General features: G+C 71.8%; 24 protein-coding genes. 15 read left to right on the forward strand and 9 right to left on the reverse strand.

What is annotated here, in order from left to right:
* Positions 1 to 109 precede the first annotated feature (109 nt).
* Positions 110 to 403, reverse strand: a complete 294-nt coding sequence (locus tag ACLGIH_RS10115; RefSeq protein WP_031073724.1) for an MTH1187 family thiamine-binding protein — start codon at positions 401 to 403, stop codon at positions 110 to 112.
* Positions 400 to 744 carry a DUF3817 domain-containing protein gene (locus ACLGIH_RS10120; RefSeq protein WP_416524898.1) on the reverse strand — a complete coding sequence of 115 codons (345 nt, stop codon included), beginning with the start codon at positions 742 to 744 and terminating at the stop codon, positions 400 to 402. Before ACLGIH_RS10120 ends, ACLGIH_RS10115 begins: the two co-directional genes overlap by 4 nt.
* Positions 745 to 897: 153 nt before the next feature.
* Between ACLGIH_RS10120 and ACLGIH_RS10125 the strand changes: the two genes are divergently transcribed.
* The 4 genes from ACLGIH_RS10125 (at position 898) to ACLGIH_RS10140 (ending at position 3,524) form a co-directional block, all read left to right on the forward strand.
* A complete protein-coding gene (locus tag ACLGIH_RS10125) occupies positions 898 to 1,530 on the forward strand; it encodes an AIM24 family protein (RefSeq protein ID WP_416529333.1) in 633 nt (210 codons plus the stop codon).
* A 1-nt stretch (position 1,531) separates the two neighbouring features.
* Positions 1,532 to 2,182 (forward strand): AIM24 family protein, encoded by a 651-nt coding sequence (locus tag ACLGIH_RS10130; RefSeq protein ID WP_416524899.1) that lies wholly within the window; start codon positions 1,532 to 1,534, stop codon positions 2,180 to 2,182.
* Positions 2,179 to 2,952 carry an AIM24 family protein gene (locus ACLGIH_RS10135; RefSeq protein ID WP_416524900.1) on the forward strand — a complete coding sequence of 258 codons (774 nt, stop codon included), beginning with the start codon at positions 2,179 to 2,181 and terminating at the stop codon, positions 2,950 to 2,952. Before ACLGIH_RS10130 ends, ACLGIH_RS10135 begins: the two co-directional genes overlap by 4 nt.
* A gap of 95 nt (positions 2,953 to 3,047) precedes the next feature.
* A complete protein-coding gene (locus tag ACLGIH_RS10140) occupies positions 3,048 to 3,524 on the forward strand; it encodes a MarR family winged helix-turn-helix transcriptional regulator (RefSeq protein ID WP_416524901.1) in 477 nt (158 codons plus the stop codon).
* Between the two features lie 9 nt (positions 3,525 to 3,533).
* Here ACLGIH_RS10140 and ACLGIH_RS10145 read toward each other — a convergent pair whose 3' ends face one another.
* Together ACLGIH_RS10145 and ACLGIH_RS10150 are read right to left on the reverse strand one after the other, a co-directional pair.
* Complete coding sequence (locus ACLGIH_RS10145; RefSeq protein WP_416524902.1) at positions 3,534 to 4,943, reverse strand: sensor histidine kinase; 1,410 nt, start codon at positions 4,941 to 4,943, stop codon at positions 3,534 to 3,536.
* Complete coding sequence (locus ACLGIH_RS10150) at positions 4,940 to 5,608, reverse strand: response regulator transcription factor (RefSeq protein ID WP_416524903.1); 669 nt, start codon at positions 5,606 to 5,608, stop codon at positions 4,940 to 4,942. The genes ACLGIH_RS10145 and ACLGIH_RS10150 overlap by 4 nt, the downstream gene beginning before the upstream one ends.
* Before the next feature lie 115 nt (positions 5,609 to 5,723).
* On the opposite strand from ACLGIH_RS10150, the gene ACLGIH_RS10155 reads away from it, so the two are divergent.
* Complete coding sequence (locus ACLGIH_RS10155; protein ID WP_416524904.1) at positions 5,724 to 6,353, forward strand: PepSY domain-containing protein; 630 nt, start codon at positions 5,724 to 5,726, stop codon at positions 6,351 to 6,353.
* A gap of 815 nt (positions 6,354 to 7,168) precedes the next feature.
* Here ACLGIH_RS10155 and meaB read toward each other — a convergent pair.
* Entirely contained in the window at positions 7,169 to 8,125 is a 957-nt protein-coding gene (gene meaB / locus ACLGIH_RS10160) for a methylmalonyl Co-A mutase-associated GTPase MeaB (protein ID WP_416524905.1), read from the reverse strand.
* 139 nt (positions 8,126 to 8,264) lie between these two features.
* Positions 8,265 to 9,479 carry an acetyl-CoA C-acetyltransferase gene (locus ACLGIH_RS10165; protein ID WP_416524906.1) on the reverse strand — a complete coding sequence of 405 codons (1,215 nt, stop codon included), beginning with the start codon at positions 9,477 to 9,479 and terminating at the stop codon, positions 8,265 to 8,267.
* Between the two features lie 149 nt (positions 9,480 to 9,628).
* Between ACLGIH_RS10165 and mce the strand changes: the two genes are divergently transcribed.
* From mce to ACLGIH_RS10190, 5 genes are all read left to right on the forward strand, one after another.
* Positions 9,629 to 10,069 (forward strand): methylmalonyl-CoA epimerase, encoded by a 441-nt coding sequence (gene mce / locus ACLGIH_RS10170; RefSeq protein ID WP_416524907.1) that lies wholly within the window; start codon positions 9,629 to 9,631, stop codon positions 10,067 to 10,069.
* 258 nt (positions 10,070 to 10,327) lie between these two features.
* Positions 10,328 to 14,308: a polarized growth protein Scy gene (gene scy, locus ACLGIH_RS10175; RefSeq protein ID WP_416524908.1), complete on the forward strand. Its 3,981-nt coding sequence runs from the start codon at positions 10,328 to 10,330 to the stop codon at positions 14,306 to 14,308.
* Positions 14,309 to 14,490: 182 nt separating this feature from the next.
* Positions 14,491 to 15,426, forward strand: coding sequence for a coiled-coil domain-containing protein (locus ACLGIH_RS10180; protein WP_416524909.1), 936 nt, complete (start codon positions 14,491 to 14,493; stop codon positions 15,424 to 15,426).
* Between the two features lie 85 nt (positions 15,427 to 15,511).
* On the forward strand, positions 15,512 to 16,483 hold the full coding sequence (locus ACLGIH_RS10185) for an ABC transporter ATP-binding protein (RefSeq protein WP_416524910.1): 972 nt from the start codon (positions 15,512 to 15,514) through the stop codon (positions 16,481 to 16,483).
* 2 nt (positions 16,484 to 16,485) lie between these two features.
* Positions 16,486 to 17,256 carry an ABC transporter permease gene (locus tag ACLGIH_RS10190; protein ID WP_416524911.1) on the forward strand — a complete coding sequence of 257 codons (771 nt, stop codon included), beginning with the start codon at positions 16,486 to 16,488 and terminating at the stop codon, positions 17,254 to 17,256.
* 330 nt (positions 17,257 to 17,586) lie between these two features.
* Here the strand turns inward: ACLGIH_RS10190 and ACLGIH_RS10195 are convergent, their stop codons facing one another.
* On the reverse strand, positions 17,587 to 18,060 hold the full coding sequence (locus ACLGIH_RS10195) for a hypothetical protein (protein WP_416524912.1): 474 nt from the start codon (positions 18,058 to 18,060) through the stop codon (positions 17,587 to 17,589).
* A gap of 605 nt (positions 18,061 to 18,665) precedes the next feature.
* Here ACLGIH_RS10195 and ACLGIH_RS10200 point away from each other — a divergent pair.
* The 3 genes from ACLGIH_RS10200 (at position 18,666) to ACLGIH_RS10210 (ending at position 21,355) form a co-directional block, all read left to right on the forward strand.
* Positions 18,666 to 19,163 carry a helix-turn-helix transcriptional regulator gene (locus tag ACLGIH_RS10200; RefSeq protein WP_416524913.1) on the forward strand — a complete coding sequence of 166 codons (498 nt, stop codon included), beginning with the start codon at positions 18,666 to 18,668 and terminating at the stop codon, positions 19,161 to 19,163.
* Between the two features lie 129 nt (positions 19,164 to 19,292).
* The gene (locus tag ACLGIH_RS10205; RefSeq protein WP_416524914.1) at positions 19,293 to 20,489 is read left to right on the forward strand and encodes an ABC transporter ATP-binding protein; all 1,197 of its coding nucleotides are present in this window, start codon (positions 19,293 to 19,295) and stop codon (positions 20,487 to 20,489) included.
* A complete protein-coding gene (locus ACLGIH_RS10210; protein ID WP_416524915.1) occupies positions 20,486 to 21,355 on the forward strand; it encodes an ABC transporter permease in 870 nt (289 codons plus the stop codon). The genes ACLGIH_RS10205 and ACLGIH_RS10210 overlap by 4 nt, the downstream gene beginning before the upstream one ends.
* 7 nt (positions 21,356 to 21,362) lie before the next feature.
* Here the strand turns inward: ACLGIH_RS10210 and ACLGIH_RS10215 are convergent, their stop codons facing one another.
* Positions 21,363 to 21,695 carry an ATP/GTP-binding protein gene (locus ACLGIH_RS10215; protein WP_416524916.1) on the reverse strand — a complete coding sequence of 111 codons (333 nt, stop codon included), beginning with the start codon at positions 21,693 to 21,695 and terminating at the stop codon, positions 21,363 to 21,365.
* Positions 21,696 to 21,895: 200 nt separating this feature from the next.
* On the opposite strand from ACLGIH_RS10215, the gene ACLGIH_RS10220 reads away from it, so the two are divergent.
* Positions 21,896 to 22,924 (forward strand): LLM class flavin-dependent oxidoreductase, encoded by a 1,029-nt coding sequence (locus ACLGIH_RS10220; RefSeq protein WP_416524917.1) that lies wholly within the window; start codon positions 21,896 to 21,898, stop codon positions 22,922 to 22,924.
* A 75-nt stretch (positions 22,925 to 22,999) separates the two neighbouring features.
* On the opposite strand, the gene ACLGIH_RS10225 is transcribed toward ACLGIH_RS10220, so the two are convergent.
* Complete coding sequence (locus tag ACLGIH_RS10225) at positions 23,000 to 23,392, reverse strand: SCO5389 family protein (protein WP_416524918.1); 393 nt, start codon at positions 23,390 to 23,392, stop codon at positions 23,000 to 23,002.
* A gap of 280 nt (positions 23,393 to 23,672) precedes the next feature.
* On the opposite strand from ACLGIH_RS10225, the gene nucS reads away from it, so the two are divergent.
* Positions 23,673 to 24,344, forward strand: a complete 672-nt coding sequence (gene nucS, locus ACLGIH_RS10230) for an endonuclease NucS (RefSeq protein WP_416524919.1) — start codon at positions 23,673 to 23,675, stop codon at positions 24,342 to 24,344.
* Positions 24,345 to 24,386: the final 42 nt, after the last annotated feature.

The following is a 24,386-nucleotide window of genomic DNA, read 5'->3' on the forward strand; positions in this document are numbered from 1 at the left end:
GGTGTCGAGCGGGGAGGGTCCAGGCGGGTGGGGCGGCCGGGGCCGCCACGCGAAGAGGTGGCGGCCGGCCACACGGAGAGGCCGCGGCTCGCGAAGGGGCGGCGGCCCGCTACGCGGAGAGGTGGCGCTCCACCGTCTCCACCTTCGACGTCAGTCCGTCCGTCACGCCGGGACGGATGTCCGCCTTGAGGACCAGGGAGACCCGCGGCGCCCGCGCCTCCACCGCGGCCACCGCACGCCTGACGACGTCCATGACCTCGTCCCACTCACCCTCGACGGACGTGAACATCGCGTCCGTACGGTTCGGCAGGCCCGACTCGCGGACCACGCGCACGGCGTCGGCGACGTACTCCCCCACGTCCTCGCCGACGCCCAGGGGTGTCACGGAGAACGCGACGATCATGCGCTGACGATCCCTTCCTGGCGGGCGCGGGAGGCGATGACCGCGTCCTCGGCCTCACGCCGCAGCCTGCGGTCGGCGAAGAAGCCGCCGGCCGGCAGCACCGACAGGACGAAGTACAGGGCGGCCGTCTTCAGCGGCCACTTCGCCCGGTTCCAGGCGTCCGCCCAGAAGATCACGTACACGACGAACAGGAAGCCGTGGATCGCGCCCATCACCGGCACGGCGTTGAACTCCGTGGTCCGCTTCAGCACCGAGCAGACGAGCAGGAGCAGGAAGGAGACCGCCTCGGGCGTGGAGACCAGACGGAGGCGGCGGAGGGAGCTGGCGGTCTTGAGGTCCACGGGTCACCTTCGGGTGGGAGAGACGTCGACGATCTTCTTGTGAACGTGTGCACAAGGTGCCCGGCCATTGTGGCAAACGGCCCTGCGCGCCCGGCGCCGGGGGTGGCGGCCCTGTCGGCCCGCGCGCGCGGCGGCTACCGTCACAGCGTGGCGATGTTCCGACTTCAGAGCAGCAAAGTGCTCGCCGTCGAGATGACCGGGGACGCCGTGAAGGCGAAGAACGGCTCGATGGTCGCGTACGACGGCGAGATGGCCTTCAAGAAGCTGAGCGGCGGCGGTGACGGCCTGCGGGGCATGGTCACCCGGCGGCTCACCGGCGAGCAGATGACGGTGATGGAGGTGAAGGGACGCGGAACCTGCTGGTTCGCGGACCGGGCGTCCGAGATCAACCTCGTGACGCTCCAGGGGGAGAAGCTGTACGTCGAGTCGAGCAACCTGCTGGCGGCCGACGGCGGGCTGCGCACGGGGACCGAGTTCACCGGGATGCGCGGCGCCTCCCAGGGCAACGGGCTGTTCACCACGACGGTCGAGGGGCACGGTCAGGTGGCGATCATGTCGGACGGGCCGGCGGTGGCGCTGCGGGTCGGCGCGCAGTACCCGCTGACCGTCGACCCGGGGGCGTACGTCGCGCACCAGGGGAACCTGCGGCAGTCCTTCCAGTCCGGCGTGACCTTCCGCACGCTGCTCGGGGAGGGCGGCGGGGAAGCCTTCCAGATCCGGTTCGAAGGGGACGGGCTGGTGTACGTGCAGCCGAGCGAGCGGAACACGATCGCGGGAGACGTGTGACATGGGCTTCCGGGAGATCAACTCCAAGATGGTCGAGGCGACCGTGGCGCCGGGGCAGCGGCTGTTCAGTCAGCGCGGGGCGATGCTGGCGTACAAGGGCGAGGTGTCCTTCACGCCCAGCACGGCCGGTGGTCAGGGCGGGCTCATGTCGATGATCGGGCGCCGGGTCGCCGACGAGGACACGCCGCTGATGACGGTCGAGGGCAGCGGCACCGTGCTGTTCGGGCACGGCGGTCACCATGTCGAGGTGATCAACCTGTCCGGCGAGACGCTCTACGTCGAGGCCGACCGCCTGCTCGCCTTCGAGGGGACGCTGGAGCAGGGCACCGTTTTCCTCGGCGCGCAGGGCGGGGTCATGGGGATGGTGCGCGGCCAGGTCAGCGGCCAGGGGCTGTTCACCACGAGCCTGAAGGGGCACGGCGCGGTGGCCGTGATGGCCCATGGCGGCGTGTTCGAGATCCCGATCACCCCGCAGCGGCCGGTGCACGTCGACCCGCAGGCGTACGTCGCCCACCACGGCGACGTACGGAACAGACTGTCGACGGCGCTGGGCTGGCGGGACATGGTGGGCCGCGGCTCCGGCGAGGCGTTCCAGCTGGAGCTGAGCGGCAGCGGCGCGGTCTACGTCCAGGCCTCGGAGGAGAAGCTGTGAGCACGATCTGGGATCCGTCGACGCTGCCGTGCGACGACAACGTCGACGACTACACCTTCTGCGTGGAGCTCAAGGGGAGCCAGTGGTTCCTGCAGAAGGGGAAGATGATCGCCTACTACGGCTCGATCGAGTTCAACGGCATCGGGCACGGCCGGCTGGACCGTTTGGTGCGCACGTCCTTCCATTCGCCTCTGCACGCGAGCGACTGGGTGGTGGCCGAGGGCTCGGGCAAGATGCTCCTCGCCGACCGGGCCTTCGACGTGAATTCGTACGACCTGGAAGACGGCAATCTGACCATTCGCTCTGGCAATCTGCTCGCTTTTCAGCCAACTCTGAATCTGAAGCAATCGATCGTGCCGGGTTTTCTGACCCTGATCGGAACCGGACGGTTCGTGGCAGCGTCAAACGGTCCGGTGGTGTTCATGGACCCGCCGGTCCGGGTGGACCCGCAGGCCCTGGTCGGCTGGGCCGACTGCCCCTCGCCGTGCCATCACTACGACCACGGGTACATCGCCGGCGTACTGGGCGGTCTACGTGCGATGACGGGCCTCGGCGGGGCCTCCGGGGAGGAGCATCAGTTCGAGTTCGTGGGCGCGGGCACGGTGCTGCTGCAGTCGAGCGAGACGCTGATGCCCGAGCAGGCCACGGGCGTCACTCCACAGCAGCCGGGCGTGCCCGGCGGCGGGGCTCCCGGTTCGCACGGGGCGCCGGGCGGGGCACCGCGCCTTCCCGGACAGCTGGGAGACCTCCAACGCCGCTTCGGGCTGTGAGCGGTAATCTGCGGAGTGTGACATCGAACGCGTGCGCACCGTCACTGGACCACTCTCACTAGTTCGCCTTTCAACTTCTTAGGTAGACTTCATACATGGAGACCGAGACGGCCACCCGTTGGCTGACCGATACGGAGCAGTGCGCCTGGCGCACCCATCTGGAGGTCAACAAACTGTTGGCGTACCAGCTCGAGAAGGATCTGCAGCCGTTCGGCCTGACCATGAACGACTACGAGATCCTGGTGAACCTCTCCGAGTCCGAGGACGTCAGGATGCGGATGAGTGACCTCGCGTCCGCCACCCTCCAGTCCAAGAGCCGCCTCTCCCACCAGATCACGCGCATGGAGAACGCGAACCTCGTCCGGCGGGAGAACTGCGAGTCCGACCGCCGCGGGCTGTATGCCGTCCTCACCGAGCACGGCATGGAGACGATGCGGAAGGTCGCCCCGCACCATGTGGCATCCGTACGGCGGCACTTCATCGACCTGCTCTCTCCCGAGGCACTGAGAGACCTCGACAAGGCGCTCAAGCCCATCGCCGAGCACCTGCGGGGCCAGCGCGGGCGCCTCTGACCGCCGGCCTCACCCCTCCGGCAGGCGGAGCTCGAACAGGGCACCGCCTGCCGGTGCGTCCCGGACCGTGAGCGTCCCGCCGTGGCGTACGGCGACGTCCCGGGCGATGGCCAGGCCCAGCCCTGCCCCGCCGTCGTCCCGGCTGCGGGCCGCGTCGAGCCGCACGAAACGCTCGAAGATGCGCTCCCGGTGCCCGGCGGGCACCCCGTCCCCGTCGTCGGCGACCCCGACCACGGCCAGCCCCCCTTCCCGGCGCACGGTCACCTCGACCGCCGACCGGGCGTGCCGTTGCCCGTTGTCCAGCAGATTGGCCAGCACGCGACCCAGTTGCCCGGGCGATCCGGCCACCGTCACACCGTCCTCGGCGCGCACGGTCACCCCGGCCCGCCCCGCGGCCTCCTCCCGCGCGAGCGCGGCGAGGTCGACGCGGGCGTCCGCCGGCCGCTCCCCCGCGTCCAGCCGGGCGAGCAGCAGCAGGTCGGCGGCGAGCCGCTGCAGCCGTACGGTGTCCTCCACGGCACCGTCCAGGTCCAGCAGTTCCGGGTGCGCGGCGCCCACCTCCAGCTGCGTCCGCAGGCTGGCGATCGGGCTGCGCAGCTCGTGCGAGGCGTCGGCGACGAACCGTCGCTGCCGCTCCACGGAGGTTTCCAGCGCGGCCAGCGTCTCGTTGGTGGTCAGCGCGAGCCGGGCGATCTCGTCGTGGGTGTCCGGCACGGGGACGCGGCGCGCGAGGTCCTCGGAGGCGGTGATCGCGGCCATCTCCCGGCGGATGCCCTCCACCGGGTGCAGCGCCCGCCGGGTGACCCGCCAGGTCACGCCCCCGACGACGCCGAGCAGTAGCGGGAAGCCGATCAGCATGGCGGTCAGCGCGGTGCTGACGGCGCCGTGCTCGGCGGACAGCGGGGCTCCCGCGTACACCGTGAGCGTGCCCCGGTCGGGGGTCTCGACGGGCACGGCGGCGAACCGGTAGTCCTCCGTGTCGCCGTCGATGGTCGCCGACCCGTCGCTGACGGCCGCCAGCCCCCCGATCTCACCGCGTTCGAGGGCCTCACCGGAGTCGTCGTCATCGTCGGCTCCGTCGTCCCGCGTCCCCGGATCCGGCTCCGGCCTGACGGCGTCGGTCCCCGTCCCGCTGATCCGCTCCAGATCCTCACTGGCGGCCACCAGCCCGCCGTCCTCGTCGACGACCTGCACCGGCCGGTCGTCGACGTCCAGCGAGAGCTGGTCGTACGGCGTCCCGGCGGCGAGTTCGGCGGCGACCTCCCGCGCGGAGCGCTCCGCGGTGGTGCCGGCCTCGCCGAGCAGGTTGGACCGCAGGGACAGCAGGACGGCGGCGCCGGCCGCGACGAGCGCCACGGCGACCACGAGCGTCGCCGCGAGCGTCGCCCGGGCCCGGACCGACCCGAAGAGCCGTCTCATCGCTCCGCCTCCAGCCGGTACCCGGCGCCGCGCACCGTCCGGATCAGCCCGGGCCGCAGCTTGCGCCGCAGCGCGCTGACGTACACCTCGACGATGTTGGGATCACCGTCATAGGCGAAGTCCCAGGCGTGTTCGAGGATCTCGCCCTTGGACACCACCTCACCGGCCCGCGTCAGGAGGTGCTCGAGGACGGCGAACTCCTTGGCGGTGAGCGTCACCTCGTCCTCGCCGAGGAACACCCGGCGGGCGGCGGTGTCGACCTTCAGATCCCCGTGCACCCGCACCGGCGAGGCACCACCGCCCGACCCGCGCCTGCGCAGCAGCGCCTTGACCCGGGCGACGAGAACCACGTACGAGAAGGGCTTGGTCAGATAGTCGTCGGCCCCCGTGTCCAGCCCCTCCGCCTCGTCGTACTCCCCGTCCTTGGCGGTGAGCATCAGGATCGGCACGTCGTGCCCGGCGGCGCGCAGCGCGGCGCACACGCGGTAGCCGTTCATCCCCGGCAGCATGATGTCGAGGATGACCAGGTCGTACGTCCCCTCCCCGGCCCGGTGCAGTCCCTCCCGCCCGTCATGGACGACGTCCACGGCGTATCCCTCGGCGGTCAGTCCCCGGGCGAGGGACAGGGCCAGCCGCTTCTCGTCCTCCACGATCAACAGGCGCATGGGTCAAGGGTGGCAAAGCCAACCTGAAGAACTCTTCAGGCGGCTTCAGCTCGGCCTCAGCGTCGGTCGGCGACAGTGAACGCGTCGAAACCGAACCGACCCGGGAGGAACCTCCATGAAGCGCAACATCGTCATCGCCGCCGTCACGGCCGCCGCACTGATCGGGGGCGGTACGGCGACGGCTCTGGCGGTGAACGGGGACGACGGGGACGAGGGGGCCACGACCAGGACGTCGTCGTCCGCGCAGGCCCCGGACGACGACGCGGACGACCGGGACGACGACGGACGCGACGCCCCGAAGGACCGGTCCCGGACGGCGTCCTCCGAGGTCACGGCGGCCGACGCCATCGCCGCCGCCCTGCGGCACACGCCGGGCACGGCGGTGTCGGCCGACCTGGAGGACGAGGACGACGAGGAGGAGGAGTTCGCCTGGGAGGTGGACGTCCTCTCCTCGGACGACACCTGGCACAGCGTCCGCATCGACCCGGCCACCGGCAAGGTGCTGGGCTCGGAGAAGGAGGACGACGACGAGGACGACACCGCCGAGGTGCGCGCGGCCCTGAAGGGCACGTCGGTCACCGCCGAGGAGGCGGCGAAGGCGGCGGCCGCCAAGGGCACGGTGACGTCGGTCGACCTGGACGACGACAAGCCGGCGTCCTGGGACGTCGAAACGCGGCCCTCCGACAAGGACTGGCAGGTCGGCCTGAACTCGACCAGGATCACCCCGGACCCCGACGACGACTGACGGGACTGCGGCTGACGGCGGGACGTCGCGCGACCCGGAACGACGGACCGCCGCCCACGCGGAGTGTCACCGACGGCATGCAGGTACCCGGCGACGCGGCTGAGGCCAGGGCAGAGGCAACCCGGCAAAACGGGGTGCCTCCCCCACAGGGGGCACCCCCAGCGCCCACCCGTGCCACCCTGGGGAGGCACGACTGCCCGCGGCCGAGCGGCCGAGTGACGCCCGGTGGGTGAGCGCGGCCGCGAAGGGCTGCCAGGAGTGGCCCGCGGGGCGCAGCTCGCGGCACCTGATCGCGGCTGGACGCGGTCGGCCGCCCCGGCCCGGCGGGGTGTACACCCGCAGCCGCCTGCGGCGCGAAAGGGAGAACTCGCCGGGGCCCTACCGGCAGAGGCCCACGGCGCCAAGGGGAAGACTGGCCCGGGCGCTACCCGCAGCCGCCCACCGCGCGGAAAGCGACGCCTGAGCGGGGCGCTACCCACAGCCGCCCACCGCGCGGAAAGCGACGCCTGAGCGGGGCGCTACCCGCAGCCGCCCGCGGCGCGAAGCGGGCGACTGGCCGGGGCGCTACCCGCAGCCGCCCGCGGCGGGAAGGGGACGTGTCGGGGGGTGTCCGCCCGCAGCGGTTGTCGCGTCAACACGGGCACCCTCTACAACAGACCGATTCCGCGACGTTCCGAGGACGGACACCCCCCGGCGCGGCCCCGAACCACCCACCGCACCCAAGGCGCTACGCGCACCCCCAACCACCCGCACAGGCGCCGCAGGCATCCACCCACGGCGCCGCAGAGAACGCACAAGCCCGCCCGGCGCGGACCTCAGCTCTCCGTGAGTCCCGCCACCAGCTCGTCCGCCGCCCGGTACGGATCCAGCTCCCCTGCCACGATCCGCTCCGCCAGCGCGCCCAGGCGCCGGTCCCCGTGCAGGTCGCCGATCCGTTCCCGCAGCGTCGTCACCGCGATCGTCTCCACCTCGCGCGCCGCGCGCGCAAGCCGCCGCTCCGCGAGAACCCCCCGCTCCTCCATCCAGGCCCGGTGCTTCTCCAGCGCCTCGACGACCTCGTCGACGCCCTCCCCCCGCGCCGCCACCGTCTTGACGATCGGCGGCCGCCAGTCACCCGGCCGCCGCGCCTCGCCCAGCCCCAGCATGTGGTTCAGCTCGCGCGCCGTCGCGTCCGCACCGTCCCGGTCGGCCTTGTTCACGACGTACACGTCACCGATCTCCAGGATCCCGGCCTTGGCCGCCTGGATCCCGTCGCCCATGCCCGGCGCCAGCAGCACCACCGACGTGTCCGCCTGCGAGGCGATCTCCACCTCCGACTGCCCGACACCCACCGTCTCGACCAGGATGACGTCGCAGCCCGCCGCGTCCAGCACCCGGATCGCCTGGGGGGCCGCCCAGGCCAGACCCCCCAGGTGACCGCGCGTGGCCATCGAGCGGATGTAGACGCCCGGGTCCGACGCGTGCTCCGACATCCGCACCCGGTCGCCCAGCAGGGCGCCGCCCGAGAACGGCGACGAGGGGTCCACCGCCAGCACACCGACCCGCCGCCCCTGCTTGCGGTACGCCGTCACCAGCGCCGACGTGGACGTCGACTTGCCGACCCCGGGCGACCCCGTCAGCCCCACCACGTACGCACCGCCCGTCAGCGGTGCCAGCGTCGCCATGACCTCCCGGAGCTGCGCGGACGCCCCCTCCACCAGCGAGATCAGCCTGGCCACGGCCCGCGGCCGGCCTTCCCTGGCCTGGGCCACCAGCGTGGAGACGTCCTGCATCACAGCTCCGTTCAGCTCAGCTCAGCTCGGTTCGTTCACCAAGGCGTCCGGTAGGGCGGCCCGGACAGGACCCGTACCGGACCCGTACCGGACCCGTGCCGGACTCGCGCGGGCCCCGTACGGAAACCCGTACCCGCCGTCAGCCCTTCGGCACGCGCACGATCAGCGCGTCACCCTGTCCACCGCCACCGCACAGCGCCGCCGCGCCGACGCCACCCCCGCGCCGCTTCAGCTCCAGCGCCAGGTGCAGCACCAGCCGCGCACCGGACATGCCGATCGGGTGTCCCAGGGCGATGGCGCCACCGTTCACGTTCACCTTTTCGGTGGACACCCCGAGGTCCTTCATCGACTGCACGGCGACCGCCGCGAACGCCTCGTTGATCTCGATCAGATCAAGATCCGAGACCTCCAGGCCCTCCTTCTTCAGCGCGTGCCGAATCGCGTTCGACGGCTGCGACTGCAAAGAGTTGTCCGGCCCGGCCACGTTCCCGTGGGCGCCGATCTCGGCGATCCACTCCAGGCCCAGCTCCTGCGCCTTGGCCTTGCTCATGACCACCACGGCCGCCGCACCGTCCGAGATCTGCGAGGACGACCCGGCCGTGATCGTCCCGTCCTTCGAGAAGGCCGGACGCAGCTTGCCGAGCGACTCCGCCGTGGTGTCCGCGCGGATGCCCTCGTCCTTGCTGTACAGCACCGGGTCGCCCTTGCGCTGGGGAATCTCCACCGGCGTGATCTCGGCCTCGAAGATGCCGTTCTTCTGCGCGGCCGCCGCCCGCTGGTGCGACAGCGCGGCCACCTGGTCCTGCTCCTCGCGGCCCAGCCCCAGCCGGACGTTGTGCTTCTCGGTGGACTCGCCCATGGCGATGTTCTCGAAGGAGTCGGTCAGCCCGTCGTGCGCCATGGCGTCGAGCATCTGGACCGCGCCGTACTTGAAGCCCTCGCGGGACTTCGGCAGCAGGTGCGGGGCGTTGGTCATGGACTCCTGACCGCCGGCGACGATCACGTCGAACTCGCCCGCGCGGATCAGCTGGTCCGCCAGCGCGATCGCGTCGAGGCCCGACAGGCAGACCTTGTTGATCGTCAGCGCCGGCACGTTCATCGGGATGCCGGCCTTGACCGCGGCCTGACGGGCCGGGATCTGCCCCGCCCCGGCCTGGAGCACCTGCCCCATGATCACGTACTGCACCTGGTCGCCGCCGATCCCCGCACGGTCGAGGGCGGCCTTGATCGCGAAGCCGCCGAGGTCGGCTCCGGAGAAGGACTTCAGCGACCCGAGCAGCCGCCCCATCGGGGTGCGGGCACCCGCGACGATGACGGAGGTCGTGCCGTTCGTCCCAGAAGTTCCAGAAGACATGAGCTGCGATCCCCTTACCGGCCTGCACAGCCGAGGAGTGAACGAGGGTTTACTTCGAATGTACTGAGCGGTTGTCCACCCCGTCATCGGGCTGTCGGTGTGATCGCGCGCACGTTGCGTAACCACCTCCGGGGCGCTGCACTGAAAACATGCTGACGCGAATCGACCACATCGGAATTGCCTGTCATGACCTCGACGCAACGGTCGAGTTCTACAAGGCCACCTACGGCTTCGAGGTGTTCCACACCGAGGTCAACGAGGAACAGGGCGTGCGCGAGGCCATGCTCAAGATCAACGATACGTCGGACGGCGGCTCCTCGTACCTCCAGCTCCTGGAGCCGACCCGCGAGGACTCCACCGTCGCGAAGTGGCTCGCCAAGAACGGCGAGGGCGTCCACCACATCGCCTTCGGCACGGCGGACGTGGACGGCGACGCGGCCGCGATCAAGGACAAGGGCGTACGCGTGCTGTACGACGAGCCCCGGCGCGGTTCCATGGGGTCGCGGATCACCTTCCTGCACCCGAAGGACTGTCACGGCGTGCTGACAGAACTCGTCACTTCGGCGCCCGTTGAGTCACCTGAGCACTGACCCTCGTACATAGGGGCCGGTAGGGTTGGGTGCGGTCGCCGCTCAATCCAGGGTGACCGGGTCCTGTCGTCCGGCATGCGCCGTCCACGCGCCGTCCGGCGGGCAGGACCGCCGGGGTCCGGGTTTCGGGGGACGAGCGCCGGGGCAGCAGCCCATGCTCCGTCGTTGATCTGACACCATTCCCCGGGGGCCCCGTTCGGCGGACGGACGGAGCTCGTTCGGGCAGAGTTGCGACCAGGGGACGGATGGGACCGCGCAGTGCGGGGCTACGAGAGCCAGGAGCGAGAGCCGGCGGCTGACGTCGACCACCTCTCTCGGTTCGAGGCCGAGATGAAGCGGCTGAAGACCGAGCGGGAAAAGGCGATCCAGCACGCCGAGGACCTCGGCTACCAGGTCGAGGTGCTGCGGGCCAAGTTGCACGAGGCGCGGCGCACCATCATGTCCCGGCCCGCCTACGACGGCGGCGACATCGGCTACCAGGCCGAGCAGCTGCTGCGCAACGCGCAGCTGCAGGCCGACCAGCTGCGCGCGGACGCCGAGCGGGAGCTGAGCCAGGCCCGCGCGCAGACCCAGCGCATCCTCCAGGAGCACGCCGAGCAGGCGGCCCGGCTCCAGGCCGAGCTGCACCAGGAGGCGGTGACCCGGCGCCAGCAGCTCGACCAGGAGCTGGCCGAGCGCCGGCAGACCGTCGAGTCGCACGTCAACGAGAACGTGGCGTGGGCCGAGCAGCTGCGCGCCCGCACCGAACAGCAGGCCCGCCGCCTGCTGGAGGAGTCCCGCGCCGAGGCGGAGCAGGCCCTGGCCGCGGCCCGCGCGGAGGCCGAACGGCTGACCGCCGAGGCCCGGCAGCGGCTGCAGAACGACGCCGAGAGCGCGCGCGCCGAGGCCGAGCAGATCCTGCGCCGCGCCCGCGCCGACGCCGAGCGCCTGCTGAACGCCGCCTCCACGCAGGCCCAGGAGGCCACCGACCACGCCGAGCAGCTGCGCAGCTCCACGGCCACCGAGTCGGAGGAGGCCCGCCGCCGCGCCCAGGAGCTGAGCCGCACCGCCGAGCAGCGCATGGCCGAGGCCGAGGAGGCGCTGCGCAAGGCGCAGTCGGAGGCCGAGAAGCTGGTCGCCGAGGCCAAGGAGAGCGCCGCCAAGGCCCTCGCCGGCGCCGAGTCGGCCAACGAGCAGCGCACGCGGACGGCGAAGGAGCAGGTCGCCCGGCTGGTCGGCGAGGCCACCAAGGAGGCCGAGTCCACCAAGGCCGAGGCCGAGCAACTGGTCGCCGACGCCCGGGCCGAGGCCGAGAAGATCCTCGCCGAGGCGGCCGAGAAGGCCCGTACGGTCACCGCCGAGGAGGCGGCCACCCAGTTGTCGAAGGCGGCGAAGACCGCCGAGGACGTGCTCACCAAGGCGTCCGAGGACGCCAAGCAGACCACCAGGGCCGCCGCCGAGGAGGCCGAGCGGATCCGCCGCGAGGCCGAGGCCGAGGCGGACCGGCTGCGCAGCGAGGCGCACGACATCGCCGAGCAGCTCAAGGGCGCGGCGAAGGACGACACCAAGGAGTACCGGGCCAAGACGGTCGAGCTGCAGGAGGAGGCCCGCCGGCTGCGCGGCGAGGCCGAGCAGCTGCGCGCGGAGGCGGTCGCCGAGGGCGAGAAGATCCGCTCCGAGGCGCGCAAGGAGGCCGTCCAGAAGATCGAGGAGGCGGCCAGGTCCGCCGAGGAGCTGCTCGGGAAGGCCAAGGCGGACGCCGACGAACTGCGGCAGACGGCGACCGCGGACAGCGAGAGGGTCCGCACCGAGGCCATCGAGCGGGCGACGACGCTGCGCCGGCAGGCCGAGGAGACCCTGGAGCGCACCCGCGCCGAGGCCGAGCGGCACCGCGCGGAGATCGTCGAGCAGGCGGAGGCGCTCCAGGCGGACGCCGAGCGGGCCGCCCGGGAGCTGCGCGAGGAGACCGAGCGCGCGGTCGCCGCCCGGCAGGCGGAGGCCGCCGAGGAGCTGACGCGGCTCCAGACGGAGGCACAGGAGCGCCTCGCCGTCGCCGAGCAGGCGCTGACCGAGGCCCGTGAGGAGGCGGCCCGGATCCGGCGCGAGGCGGTCGAGGAGACCGAGCGGCTGCGCAGCGAGGCGGCCGAGCGGATCCGCACGCTCCAGCAGCAGGCCGAGGCGGAGGCCGAACGGCTGCGCGACGAGGCCGCCTCGGACGCCTCCGCCGCCCGTGCCGAGGGCGAGGCCGTCGCCGTGCGGCTCAGGTCGGACGCGGCGACCGAGGCCGAGCGCCTGAAGTCGGAGGCGCAGGAGAGCGCCGACCGGGTGCGGGCGGAGGCCCAGTCCGCCGCCGAGCGGATCGCCGCCGAGGCGTCGGAGGCACTGGCCGCCGCGCAGGAGGAGGCCGCCCGGCGCCGCCGCGAGGCCGAGGAACTGCTCGGTGCCGCCCGGCAGGAGGCCGACCAGGAGCGCGAGCGGGCCCGCGAGCAGAGCGAGGAACTGCTGGCCTCGGCGCGCACGCGCGTGGAGGAGGCGCAGGCCGAGGCGACCCGGCTGGTCGAGGAGGCCGACCGGCGGGCAACCGAGATGGTGTCGGCCGCCGAGCAGCACGCCCAGCAGGTCCGGGACTCGGTGGCCGGGCTGCAGGAGCAGGCGCAGGAGGAGATCGCCGGGCTGCGCAGCGCCGCCGAGCACGCCGCCGAGCGCACCCGGCGCGAGGCCGGCGAGGAGGCGGACCGGGTCCGCACCGACGCCTACGCGGAGCGGGAGCGGGCGAGCGAGGACGCGACCCGGCTGCGGCGCGAGGCGCAGGAGGAGTCGGAGGCCGCCAAGACGCTCGCCGAGCGGACGGTGGCCGAGGCGATCGCGGAGGCGGACCGCATCCGCACCGAGGTCGCCGAGCACGCCCAGCGGGTGCGCACGGAGGCGTCGGACGCCATCGCCGAGGCGGAGCAGAGCGCCTCGCGCACCCGGGCGGACGCCCGTGAAGACGCCAACCGCATCCGCTCCGACGCGGCGACGCAGGCGGACACCCTCATCACCGAGGCCCGCTCCGAGGCGGAGCGCCTCACCACGGAGACGGCGGCCGAGACGGACCGGATCCGCACGGAGACGCTCGCGGAGGCCGAGCGGGTCCGTACGGAGGCGGCGGCCGAGGCCGAGCGGCTGCGCGGCGAGGCGGCCGAGGAGGCCCGGCGGCTCGGCACCGAGGCGGCCACCGAGGCCGAGCGGGTACGCGCGGAGGCGACGGCCCGGGCCGAGACGCTGGTCGCCGACGCCACCGAGGAGGCGGAGCGGCTGCGCGCCGAGGCCGCCGAGACGGTCGGCTCGGCGCAGCAGCACGCCGAGCGGCTCCGCACCGAGGCCGAGCGCGTCAAGGCCGAGGCCGCGGCGGAGGCCGAGCGGCTCACCACGGCCGCGCGCGAGGAGGCCGAGCGCACCCTCGACGAGGCCCGCAAGGACGCCAACAAGCGGCGTTCGGAGGCGGCCGAGCAGGTCGACAAGCTCATCACGGAGACCACGGCCGAGGCCGACAAGCTGCTCTCCGAGGCCCGGCAGCAGGCCCAGAAGACGACCGCGGATGCGGAGTCGCAGGCCGACACGATGGTCGGCGCGGCCCGCAAGGAGGCCGAGCGGATCGTCTCCGAGGCGACGGTCGAGGGCAACTCCCGGGTGGAGAAGGCCCGTACGGACGCGGACGAGCTGCTGGTCGGCGCGCGCCGGGACGCGACCGCCATAAGGGAGCGCGCGGAGGAGCTGCGCGACCGCCTGACCACCGAGATCGAGGAACTGCACGAGCGGGCCCGCCGGGAGGCCGCGGAGACGATGAAGTCGGCCGGCGACCGGTGCGACGCGCTGGTCAAGGCGGCCGAGGAGCAGCTCGCCAAGGCCGAGGCGAAGGCGAAGGAGATCGTGTCCGAGGCCAACTCCGAGGCCGGCAAGGTGCGCATCGCCGCCGTGAAGAAGGCCGAGGGCCTGCTGAAGGAGGCCGAGCAGAAGAAGGCCACGCTGGTCAAGGAGGCCGAGGAGCTGAAGGCCGAGGCGGTCCGCGAGGCACGGCGCACGGTCGAGGAGGGCAAGCGCGAGCTGGAGATCCTGGTGCGGCGCCGCGAGGACATCAACGCCGAGATCTCCCGGGTGCAGGACGTGCTGGAGGCGCTGGAGTCGTTCGAGGCACCGGCCGGTGGCAAGGACAACGGGGTCAAGGCGGGAGCGACGGTGGGATCCCCTCGTTCGGGTGGCAAGTCGTCAGAGGGGTAGCGCGCGGGGCGAATTCCGTGTCTCCTTGAGTCCTTTGACCAAGTCTTTGGCAAGCCGTCTGCTGGTCAGCCACTCAAAAGGGGTGTCATTCTCCAGATCAAACACGCATCCGCTCGATGACACGCCGTCTTGGCCCCTAGGATTCCCCTATCACCTCACCGGTCTCATTCGACAGGAACCCCATGAGCGACACTTCCCCCTACGGCTTCGAGCTTGTGCGGCGTGGATACGACCGCGCTCAGGTGGACGAACGTATCTCCAAGCTCGTCTCCGACCGTGACAGCGCTCTCGCCCGCATCACCGCTCTGGAGAAGCGCATCGAGGAGCTCCACCTCGAGACCCAGAACGCCCAGGCCCAGATCAACGACGCCGAGCCGTCGTACGCGGGTCTCGGCGCCCGGGTCGAGAAGATCCTGCGCCTTGCCGAGGAAGAGGCGAAGGACCTGCGCGAGGAGGCCCGGCGCGCGGCCGAGCAGCACCGCGAGCTCGCCGAGTCGGCGGCCCAGCAGGTGCGCAACGACGCCGAGTCCTACGCCTCCGAGCGCAAGGCCAAGGCCGAGGACGAGGGCGTCCGGATCGTCGAGAAGGCCAAGAGTGACGCCTCCGCGCTGCGGGCCGAGGCGCAGAAGGACGCGCAGTCCAAGCGGGAGGAGGCGGACGCCCTCTTCGAGGAGACCCGCGCCAAGGCCGCGCAGGCCGCCGCGGACTTCGAGACGAACCTCGCCAAGCGCCGCGAGCAGTCCGAGCGCGACCTCGCCTCCCGTCAGGCCAAGGCCGAGAAGCGGCTCGCGGAGATCGAGCACCGCGCGGAGCAGCTGCGCCTGGAGGCGGAGAAGCTGCGCACGGACGCCGAGCGCCGCGCCCGCCAGACAGTGGAGACGGCACAGCGCCAGGCCGAGGACATCGTGGCCGACGCCAACGCCAAGGCCGACCGCATCCGTTCGGAGTCCGAGCGGGAGCTGGCGGCGCTGACCAACCGCCGCGACTCCATCAACGCGCAGCTGACCAACGTGCGCGAGATGCTGGCGACCCTCACCGGTGCCGCGGTGGCCGCCGCGGGCACGCCGGCCGATGACGAGCCGATCTCCCGCGGGGTGCCGGCCCAGCAGAGCCGGTAACACCCGGCGGTACGGCCGCCGAACTTCGCGGAGCCCTCTGTCACTGGGGTGGCAGAGGGCTCCGTCACGCTCTAGCGTGGGCGGCATGATCGAGCTGGAGGGGCTGACCAAGCGGTACGGCGAGAAGGTGGCGGTCAACAACCTCACCTTCACCGTCAGACCGGGCATCATCACGGGCTTTCTCGGGCCCAACGGCGCGGGCAAGTCGACCACCATGCGGATGGTGCTGGGCCTGGACCGGCCCACCGCCGGGGACGTCCGCATCGACGGCAAGCACTACGACCAGCTCAAGGACCCGCTCAAGTACATCGGCGCGCTGCTGGAGGCCAAGGCCTGGCACGGCGGGCGCAGCGCCTACAACCACCTGCTGTGCCTGGCGCAGAGCAACGGCATTCCGACGAGCCGGGTGCGGGAGGTGCTGGACACGGTCGGGCTGACGGCGGTCGCGAAGAAGAAGACCAAGGGCTTCTCGATGGGCATGGGCCAGCGGCTCGGCATCGCCGCCGCGCTGCTCGGCGATCCGCGGATCCTGATGTTCGACGAGCCGGTCAACGGGCTCGACCCCGAGGGCATCCACTGGATCCGGAACCTGATGAAGTCGCTGGCCGCACAGGGCCGTACGGTCTTCGTCTCCTCGCACCTGATGAGCGAGATGGCGCTGACCGCCGATCACTTGGTGGTCATCGGCCAGGGCCGGCTGCTGGCCGACACTTCGATGGCCGACTTCATCGCGGAGAACTCCCGTTCCTACGTCCGGATCCGCACCCCGCAGCGGGAGCGGCTGCTCGACGTGCTGCACGAGGCCGGGATCACGGTGGTGGAGACCGGTGCCGAAGTGCTGGAGGTGGACGGCGACAAGTCCGAGGCGGTGGGCGAGCTGGCCGCGCGGCACCAGATCGTGCTGCACGAACTGAGCCCCCAGCAGGCCTCGCTGGAGGAGGCTTTCATGCAGCTGACCGCCGAGTCGGTGGAGTACCACGCGCACGACGGGCGGCCGCCGGGGCAGCAGCCGGCGCCGCAGCAGCAGGCGTGGGGCAGCGACTGGAAGAGGGGTTGATCATGGCGACGACACAGGTCGTCCGGTCCGAGTGGACCAAGATCCGGTCGGTCGCGTCCACGGTGTGGACGCTGTCGCTCGCCGTGGTCGTCACCATCGCGCTCGGCATGCTGATCGCGGCCCTGTCGAAGAACGAGTTCGGCAACATGAGCCAGGAGCAGCGGCTCACCTTCGATCCGACGTTCATCAGCTTCGCCGGGATGAGCCTCGGCCAGCTGGCGATGATCGTGTTCGGGGTGCTGGTGGTGGCGAACGAGTACAGCACCGGCATGATCCGCACCTCGCTGGCCGCGGTGCCGCAGCGCGGCATGTTCCTGTTCGGCAAGATCATGGTGGCCACCGCGCTCGCGTTCGTGGTCGGGATGGCCACCAGCTTCGCCGCGTTCTTCCTGGGACAGGCGATGCTGGGCGACCTCCGGGCCTCGATCGGCGACGAAGGGGTGCTGCGCGCGGTCATCGGCGGGGGCCTGTACATGACGCTGATCGCGATGTTCTCGATGGGCATCGCCGCGATGCTGCGCTCGCCGATGCTGTCGCTGGGCATCCTGATGCCGTTCTTCTTCCTGGTGTCCAACATCCTTGGCGCCGTCGACGCGACGAAGAAGGTCGGCCAGTTCCTGCCCGACCAGGCCGGCAGCAAGATCATGCAGGTGGTCCCGCCGCTGGACGACGACACCCCGTACGGCCCGTGGGGCGGCCTCGGCATCATGGCCCTGTGGGTGATCGCGGCTTTGATCGGCGGGTACGTGGTGCTGAAGCGACGGGACGCCTGAGCCGCCGGCCCGGCGGCCTCACAGGGCGCCCGGCGGCCTCACAGGGCGGGCGGGCCGGCGAGGTCCCACGTCTGCCCGCCCTTGCCGTCGTCGCGGACGTCGTGGAACACGGTGGCGTCGGCCGTCATCCGGCCGGCGACACCGGGCGCCCTTCACGGTCACGTCGTACTGGCCGAGCCGGGCGTGGAGTTCGGCACCGGGGAACTCGCCTGACCCGCTGAGCGCGGGGCGGCGAGCGGGAGCGCCGCCACCGCGCAGACTCCGGCTGTCTCGCCACTCGGGCGTGACACCTGCCCCGGCCGTACACCGGAATCGATCGCATGGTTCTCCTCAGCAGCTGATGATCTTGTCGTAGGTGCGGCGGACGGTGTCGTTCTTGCCGTTCACGCCGAGGGTGACGGTCGCCGTGCCGGGCCGTTCGCACCGGTCCATCAGGACCGTCCTGCCGTAGCAGCCCCGGGTGAACCCGTGCTCCAGCGGGCTGTCGGCGCACCAGACGTCGCCGCTGCGCTGGGACTCGAAGACGATCCGCCCGTCGATGTCGACCCGGCCGCCCGAGACGTTCTGCACGACCAGGACCGCCTGGGCGTCGCCGTTGGAGTTGCGGACGATGCAGGCCTTGAACTTCACCCCGGGTTTGTCGACGTGGGTGGTGTACGTCTCGTTGCAGTACCAGTTGGAGTTGGTGCTGACGGCCTTCCAGCCGACGGTGGGACTGGCCGACGCCGTGGGCGCGTGGAGGACGAGGCTCGCCCCGATCGCTGCCACGAGAGCGGTGCCGCGGACCATGTGACGCTCGTTCATGAACACTCCTGCCGGAATCGGGGGGTGGGGTGACCGCCCACACGCTGCCACCGCCGGGGGTCGCGCACGGCCGCCCGCCGGGTGCGTGATCATGCATTGCAGGAATCACCAAGGGGGATGTATGTGCACGAAGAGTGGCGAGACGGGAGGGACCGGCCCGGTCGAGCTGTGTGAGGACGGGCTGGCGGCCTACCGGCGGGCCGTGGTGAGCGGCACCATGACGGCCCCGGTGCCGCCGTGCCTGCTGGAGGCGGAGCTGGCGCGGCCCCTGCCGGTCGAGCCCGGGGTGTTCGTGCCGGTGCCGCCCGACGTGGCCCTGCACGCACTGCAGCAGCCGGCACAGGCGCTGATCCTGCGGGAGCGTGAGCGGATGCGGGCCCTCGAGGAGGCGCTCGCTCCGGCGCAGCGGCTCTACCACCAGGCCGGCCGGCAGGCGTTGCCGGCGGTGCGGCTGCTGCGCGGCCTCGACGTCATCAACGACACGCTTCGGCAGCTCAACTCCGCCTGCCGGCAGGAGCTGCAGGCCGCTCAGCCGGGGGGGACCGCGTCCGCAGTTCGTCCTGGAGGAGACCCGCCCCCAGCTGCGGTCGCTGCTCGACCGGGGCGTGCGGCACCGCTCCCTCTACCAGCACACCGTGCGCACCCACGGGCCGACGGTCGAGTTCATGGCGGAGGTGCACGCCGCCGGAGGCCGTTTCCGCACCGCCGACGCGCTGCCCGGCCGCATGATCATCTACGACCGTCAGGTGGCCGTCGTGCCCGACAGCCGCTTCCCCCTGAGCCACCACGCCCTGCTGGTGGAGCATCCCGGGCTGGCCCTGTTCCTGGCGGACGTCTTCGACCACGCGTGGGACGGGGCGCAGCCCGTCGACTTCGCGTCGTCCGGTACACCGGCGGCGCTGACGGAGGAGAAGCGCCGCACCGTGCTGCGGCTGATGGTCGAGGGGCACACCGACACCGCGATAGCCGCCCGGCTCGGGATGAGCCCCCGTACCGTGGCCCACCACATCAAGAAGGCGTCGGAGGCGTACGGAAGCCGCAGCAGGGCCCAGCTCGCCTACCTGCTCGCGCGGCACGCCCCCTTCGCGGACGACGGCGCGTGACGCCCGGGCCGCTCCGGGCACGGTCGGATTTTGCTCGGCTTTGAACGGAACCGTCAGCGCCTCGATATCCTCCTAACCCTTACGGGGGCGTGTGCCCCGCTGTCCTGAACCTTTCGATGGGTGCGGAGCATGATCGAGGCAGTCGGCCTGACCAAGCGCTACGGCGACAAGACCGCTGTGCACAACCTTTCCTTCCAGGTGCGGCCCGGAGCCGTCACCGGCTTCCTGGGGCCGAACGGCTCCGGCAAGTCGACGACGATGCGGATGATCCTCGGCCTGGACAACCCCACCGCGGGTCATGTGACGATCGGCGGCTTCCCCTACCGGAAGCTGCCGAACGCCCCCCGCCAGGTCGGCGCGCTGCTGGACGCCAAGGCGGTGCACGGCGGCCGGGCCGCCCGCAACCACCTGCTGAGCCTCGCCCAGCTGTCCGGGATCCCGGCCCGGCGCGTGGACGAGGTGCTCGGCGTGGTCGGCCTCCAGGACGTGGCGAAGAAGCGCTCCAAGGGCTTCTCCCTCGGCATGGGCCAGCGGCTCGGCATCGCCGCCGCGCTGCTCGGCGACCCCAAGGTGCTGCTGTTCGACGAGCCGGTCAACGGCCTCGACCCCGAGGGCATCCTCTGGGTGCGCAACCTGATGAAGGCGCTCGCCGCGGAGGGCCGGACCGTCTTCGTCTCCAGCCACCTGATGAGCGAGATGGCCCTGACCGCCGACCACCTCATCGTCATCGGGCGCGGCCAGCTGCTCGCCGACATGAGCGTGCGGGACTTCATCGCGGCGAACTCGGCCGGTTTCGCCCGCGTCCGCACCCCCGACACCGAGCCCCAGCTGCGCGAGAAGCTCACCTCGGCGCTCACCGAGGCGGGCGGCCAGGTGCTGCCCGAGCAGGACGGCGCACTGCGCGTGACGGGGCTGCCGCTGCCGAGGATCAGCGACATCGCCCACGAGACCGACGTACGGCTGTGGGAGCTGTCGCCGCACCAGGCCTCGCTGGAGGAGGCGTACATGCGGATGACGCAGGGCGCCGTGGACTACCGCTCGACCATCGACCAGAAGTCCGGCCTCCAGCAGCCGCTGCCGCCCGGCGCCCAGCCGCCGATGCCGGTCCCCGGACAGGGCCAGCCGGGCTGGTACGCCCCGCCGCCGCCCCAGCAGGGCCAGGCGCCGCAGCCGGGCGACCCGGCGGCCGACCCGTACGCGCAGCCGCCCGCCGCGCCGCGACAGGCCCCGCAGGCGGACTCCGCCCAGCCCCCCGCGCCGAGCGCCACGGCCGCTCCCGCTCCCGCTCCCGCTCCCGACCTGACCAAGCACGAGGACGCCCGATGAGCACGCCCCAGCCCCCGATGCCGCAGGCCGCGCCCGACCGGCAGGCGGCACCCGGTTCGCCGTACCCCTCCTACGCCTCGCCGATCCCGGTGGTGCGCACGCACCTCATGCACGCGGTCGCCTCGGAGTGGACCAAGATCAGATCGGTCCGCTCGACGATGTGGACGCTGGGCGTGTTCGTGCTGCTGGTCGTCGGCATCGGCCTGCTGACCGGCGCGGTGGTGGCGAGTTCCGACACCAGCCTGGGCGGTGAGAGCGCGCTGGGTCTGGGCTTCTTCGGGCTGCTGCTCGGCAGTATGTGCATCATCACGCTCGGCGTGCTGACCACCGCCTCCGAGTACGGCACCGGAATGATCCGCACCACGATGGTGGCGTGCCCCTCGCGGGGCCGGGTGCTGGCGGCGAAGGGGCTCGTGTTCTTCCTCGTCGCCTTCGTGGTGACGCTGGTGTCCGCCTCGCTGGTGGGCGTCCTCCATGTGGCCATGCTGGAGGGCAGCGGTGCCAGGGAGCCGTCCGGCGGGGAATGGCTGAAGGGCACGGTCGGCATCTCGCTCTACATCGCCCTGCTCGGCCTGCTCTCGCTCGCCGTCGGCTCGATCATCCGGCACTCGGCGGGCGCCATCACCATCATGATCGGCGCCGTGCTGGCGCCGCTGGTGATCGCGCTGTTCATGTTCTCGGAGTCGCTGAGGGACGTGCAGCAGGCGCTGTTCGAGTACTCCATCCCGAACCAGCTGAGCATCTTCTACGCCAACTCGCTGAGCGAATCCGGCCCCTCCGGCTGGGACCCGCTGTGGATCATGCTCGTTGTGACGGGCGCCGCGTTCGCCGGTGCCTTCGCCCTGCTGGAGAAGCGGGACGTCTGACCGGCCGCTAGAACCTCGGCGCGTTACGGGACCGCTGCACCCGCGTGGTGCGGCGGTCCCGCGCGTTCCAGCAGGACCGGTGCCAGTGCCGGCGGTCGTCGACGCCCGCGTGGTCGGGCCAGGCCACCACGTGCGGAACGCCGTCCGGAATCATCTGGTCGCAGCCGGGGCAGCGGTAGGACTTGCCCTGCGCGCTCGCGCCCGCCACGTGCCGTACGTTCCAGTCCTCGCCCCGCCAGCTCTGCGCGGTCTGCCAGCCGCCGTAACGGACGGGACGGTCGTCCTCGACGCTCCGGCCGGACGAACCGGCTCCCTTGGGTCGGTTGCGACGCGGGGACACAGCACACCTCACGGGCTATACAGGAAGTACGGGCCGCCACCAGCCTACGCGGCGCGGTCATGGGTACCCGTACGCCTCCCATGACCGCGATTCTGCAGACAATCCGCAAATTCCTTCGCCCGGCCGTGTCCTCCGCATGTGTCAGACGGTTATGCCCGGTGGGGGAGCTCCGTGTCGGAGCCGAGGAAGCAGGAAGAGCAATGCGCGTTGGAAGTTTCGTGTTGGCGGCCCAGTTCCCGGGCCAGGGCCAGGGGGAGGCGCTGCACCGGGCGGTCCGCTCGGCCGAGGTCGCCGAGGAGGCGGGGCTGGACTCGGTGTGGCTGGCCGAGCACCACTTCGTGCCGTACGGCACCTGCCCGTCCGCCGTCACTCTGGCCGCCCTACTGCTCGGCCGCACCCGCCGCATCCGGGTCGGCACGGCGGTCAGCGTCCTGCCCACCGCCCACCCCGTGGCCCTGGGCGAGCAGGCCGCGCTGCTGCACCTGACGAGCGGCGGACGGTTCTCACTGGGCGTCGGCCGCGGCGGTCCGTGGGTCGACCTGGAGGTCTTCGGCGCCGGCCTGGAGGCGTACGAGACGGGGTTCCCGGAGGCGCTCGACCTGCTGCTGCGCTGGCTGCGCGAGCCGGCGGTCGGGGCCTCGGGCGACCGCTTCCGGTTCCGCGAAGTCCCGGTGGTCCCGCGGCCGTCGGAGGCGCTGACGGAGGCGGAGGGCCCGGAGGTCGTCGTCGCCTGCACCTCGCCGGCGAGCGTGCGGATGGCGGCCGAGCGCGGTCTGCCGATGCTGCTCGGCATGCACGTCGGGGACGAGGAGAAGGCCGAGATGGTCGCCCTGTGGCGGCAGCACGCGCGCGCCGCCGGGCGGGACCCGGAGGAGGTCCGGGGCGCGGCCCACGTCTCGGCCGGCGTCTGCCAGATCGCCGACCGGCGCACGGACGCGGCGGAGACGCTGCTCAAGGCGATGCCGGGCTGGCTGCGGCAGGGACTGAGCGCCCATGTCACGGTGGACGGCCGCGCCCGGCAGATGCGCGATCCGCTAGCCTACACCGAACTGCTCTGCGGGCTGCACCCGGTGGGCACCCCCCGGCTGTGCGCCGACCGGCTGGCGGCGACCAGCGAGCGGACCGGCGTCACCCGGTTCGCGCTGCTCGTCGAGGGCTCGGGAGACCTCGCGGCGACCGAGGAGAACGTACGGCGGCTCGGTACGGAGGTCCTGCCCCAACTGCGCTGAGCACGCAGAGAGCTTGCCGCCCCGGTACGAACTGCACCTCCCGGGTACGGAGCGGCAAGCGGGCGACCGTCCGCGTCAGCAGTCGCGAAGCTCCGGCGACTGGTTCAGCAACTGGTTGCGCACCGAGGTGAAGCGAGCCAGCGTCTCGTCGACCGAGGAGTCAAGCGGGAACACCGCCACCCGGTGGCAGTTCTGGAAGGCCAGCCGCACACCGAAGTGCCGTTGCAGCGCGCCGCGTATCGCGTCACTCGCGAGCGCACGCAGCAGCTGACCGCGTGCCTGCTCGTCCGGCGGGGGCGTCTGGTTGTCGGCGAACGGTCCACCGTCGACCTTCAGCTGTGCCACCAGGGAGCTGATCATCTCCCACGCATAGGGCAGGGAGGTCCGGACGCAGTCGACGAATTCTGCTTCGTCGACCTCGCCTCGCTCGGCCTGTTCGAGTAGGGCCGGTGAGACGTCGAGCGACATGGGTTCTCCTCTCGCACCCCCGACCAGCAGGGGTTGCCGGACAGTAAGGGGAGTTCGCGACACCGAACACGCTGCGTACACATCTCGCGACCTCCCGTTCAATACCGTAAGCAACCGATCGGGGCGGCACCAGGAAAATGCCCAGATGGGCCATAACCGTTAGGCACACAATCGGCCAGTGCTCAACACGGTGCTTATGGGAGAAGTGGGACGCCCCGCAGGGCGCCGCCGGACGGTGCGAATCGCGTCCGGGCGGGCGTGTCGAGTAGCGTTGCCGACCATGCGTCTCGTCATTGCCCGCTGCTCCGTGGACTACGCCGGCCGGCTCACCGCCCACCTCCCCTCGGCCCCCCGCCTGATCCTGGTGAAGGCGGACGGCAGCGTCTCGATCCATGCCGACGACCGGGCCTACAAGCCGTTGAACTGGATGTCGCCGCCCTGCACGCTCAAGGAGGGCACCGGCGACGAGGCCGGCGTGTGGACGGTCGTCAACAAGGCGGGCGAGAAACTCATCATCACGATGGAGGAGATCCTCCACGACTCCTCGCACGAACTGGGCGTGGACCCCGGCCTGATCAAGGACGGCGTGGAAGCACACCTCCAGGAACTGCTCGCCGACCGGATCGAGACGCTCGGCGAGGGCTACACCCTCATCCGTCGCGAGTACCCGACCGCCATCGGGCCGGTCGACATCCTCTGCCGGGACGCCGACGGGCAGACCGTCGCCGTCGAGATCAAGCGGCGCGGCGAGATCGACGGCGTGGAACAGCTCACCCGCTACCTGGAACTGCTGAACCGCGACCCCCATCTCGCCCCCGTACGCGGCGTCTTCGCGGCCCAGGAGATCAAGCCGCAGGCCCGCGTCCTCGCCACGGACCGCGGCATCGGCTGCCAGGTGCTGGACTACGACGCCCTGCGGGGCATCGAGGACGACAAGCTGCGGCTGTTCTGACGGCGGTCCGCGGACGGTACGACTGCACGGACGGTACGGCCC

The organism is Streptomyces hamibioticus (assembly GCF_047946815.1).
GTDB lineage: Bacteria > Actinomycetota > Actinomycetes > Streptomycetales > Streptomycetaceae > Streptomyces.

Excerpts from the sequence above, each read along its gene's own strand:
- ACLGIH_RS10115 (WP_031073724.1), bottom strand. The coding sequence starts at position 403 with ATGATCGTCGCGTTCTCCGTGACACCCCTGGGCGTCGGCGAGGACGTG.
- ACLGIH_RS10125 (WP_416529333.1), top strand. The coding sequence starts at position 898 with ATGTTCCGACTTCAGAGCAGCAAAGTGCTCGCCGTCGAGATGACCGGG.
- ACLGIH_RS10130 (WP_416524899.1), top strand. The coding sequence starts at position 1,532 with ATGGGCTTCCGGGAGATCAACTCCAAGATGGTCGAGGCGACCGTGGCG.
- ACLGIH_RS10140 (WP_416524901.1), top strand. The coding sequence starts at position 3,048 with ATGGAGACCGAGACGGCCACCCGTTGGCTGACCGATACGGAGCAGTGC.
- ACLGIH_RS10145 (WP_416524902.1), bottom strand. The coding sequence starts at position 4,943 with ATGAGACGGCTCTTCGGGTCGGTCCGGGCCCGGGCGACGCTCGCGGCG.
- ACLGIH_RS10150 (WP_416524903.1), bottom strand. The coding sequence starts at position 5,608 with ATGCGCCTGTTGATCGTGGAGGACGAGAAGCGGCTGGCCCTGTCCCTC.
- ACLGIH_RS10155 (WP_416524904.1), top strand. The coding sequence starts at position 5,724 with ATGAAGCGCAACATCGTCATCGCCGCCGTCACGGCCGCCGCACTGATC.
- meaB (WP_416524905.1), bottom strand. The coding sequence starts at position 8,125 with ATGCAGGACGTCTCCACGCTGGTGGCCCAGGCCAGGGAAGGCCGGCCG.
- ACLGIH_RS10165 (WP_416524906.1), bottom strand. The coding sequence starts at position 9,479 with ATGTCTTCTGGAACTTCTGGGACGAACGGCACGACCTCCGTCATCGTC.
- mce (WP_416524907.1), top strand. The coding sequence starts at position 9,629 with ATGCTGACGCGAATCGACCACATCGGAATTGCCTGTCATGACCTCGAC.
- ACLGIH_RS10180 (WP_416524909.1), top strand. The coding sequence starts at position 14,491 with ATGAGCGACACTTCCCCCTACGGCTTCGAGCTTGTGCGGCGTGGATAC.
- ACLGIH_RS10185 (WP_416524910.1), top strand. The coding sequence starts at position 15,512 with ATGATCGAGCTGGAGGGGCTGACCAAGCGGTACGGCGAGAAGGTGGCG.
- ACLGIH_RS10190 (WP_416524911.1), top strand. The coding sequence starts at position 16,486 with ATGGCGACGACACAGGTCGTCCGGTCCGAGTGGACCAAGATCCGGTCG.
- ACLGIH_RS10195 (WP_416524912.1), bottom strand. The coding sequence starts at position 18,060 with ATGAACGAGCGTCACATGGTCCGCGGCACCGCTCTCGTGGCAGCGATC.
- ACLGIH_RS10205 (WP_416524914.1), top strand. The coding sequence starts at position 19,293 with ATGATCGAGGCAGTCGGCCTGACCAAGCGCTACGGCGACAAGACCGCT.
- ACLGIH_RS10210 (WP_416524915.1), top strand. The coding sequence starts at position 20,486 with ATGAGCACGCCCCAGCCCCCGATGCCGCAGGCCGCGCCCGACCGGCAG.
- ACLGIH_RS10220 (WP_416524917.1), top strand. The coding sequence starts at position 21,896 with ATGCGCGTTGGAAGTTTCGTGTTGGCGGCCCAGTTCCCGGGCCAGGGC.
- ACLGIH_RS10225 (WP_416524918.1), bottom strand. The coding sequence starts at position 23,392 with ATGTCGCTCGACGTCTCACCGGCCCTACTCGAACAGGCCGAGCGAGGC.
- nucS (WP_416524919.1), top strand. The coding sequence starts at position 23,673 with ATGCGTCTCGTCATTGCCCGCTGCTCCGTGGACTACGCCGGCCGGCTC.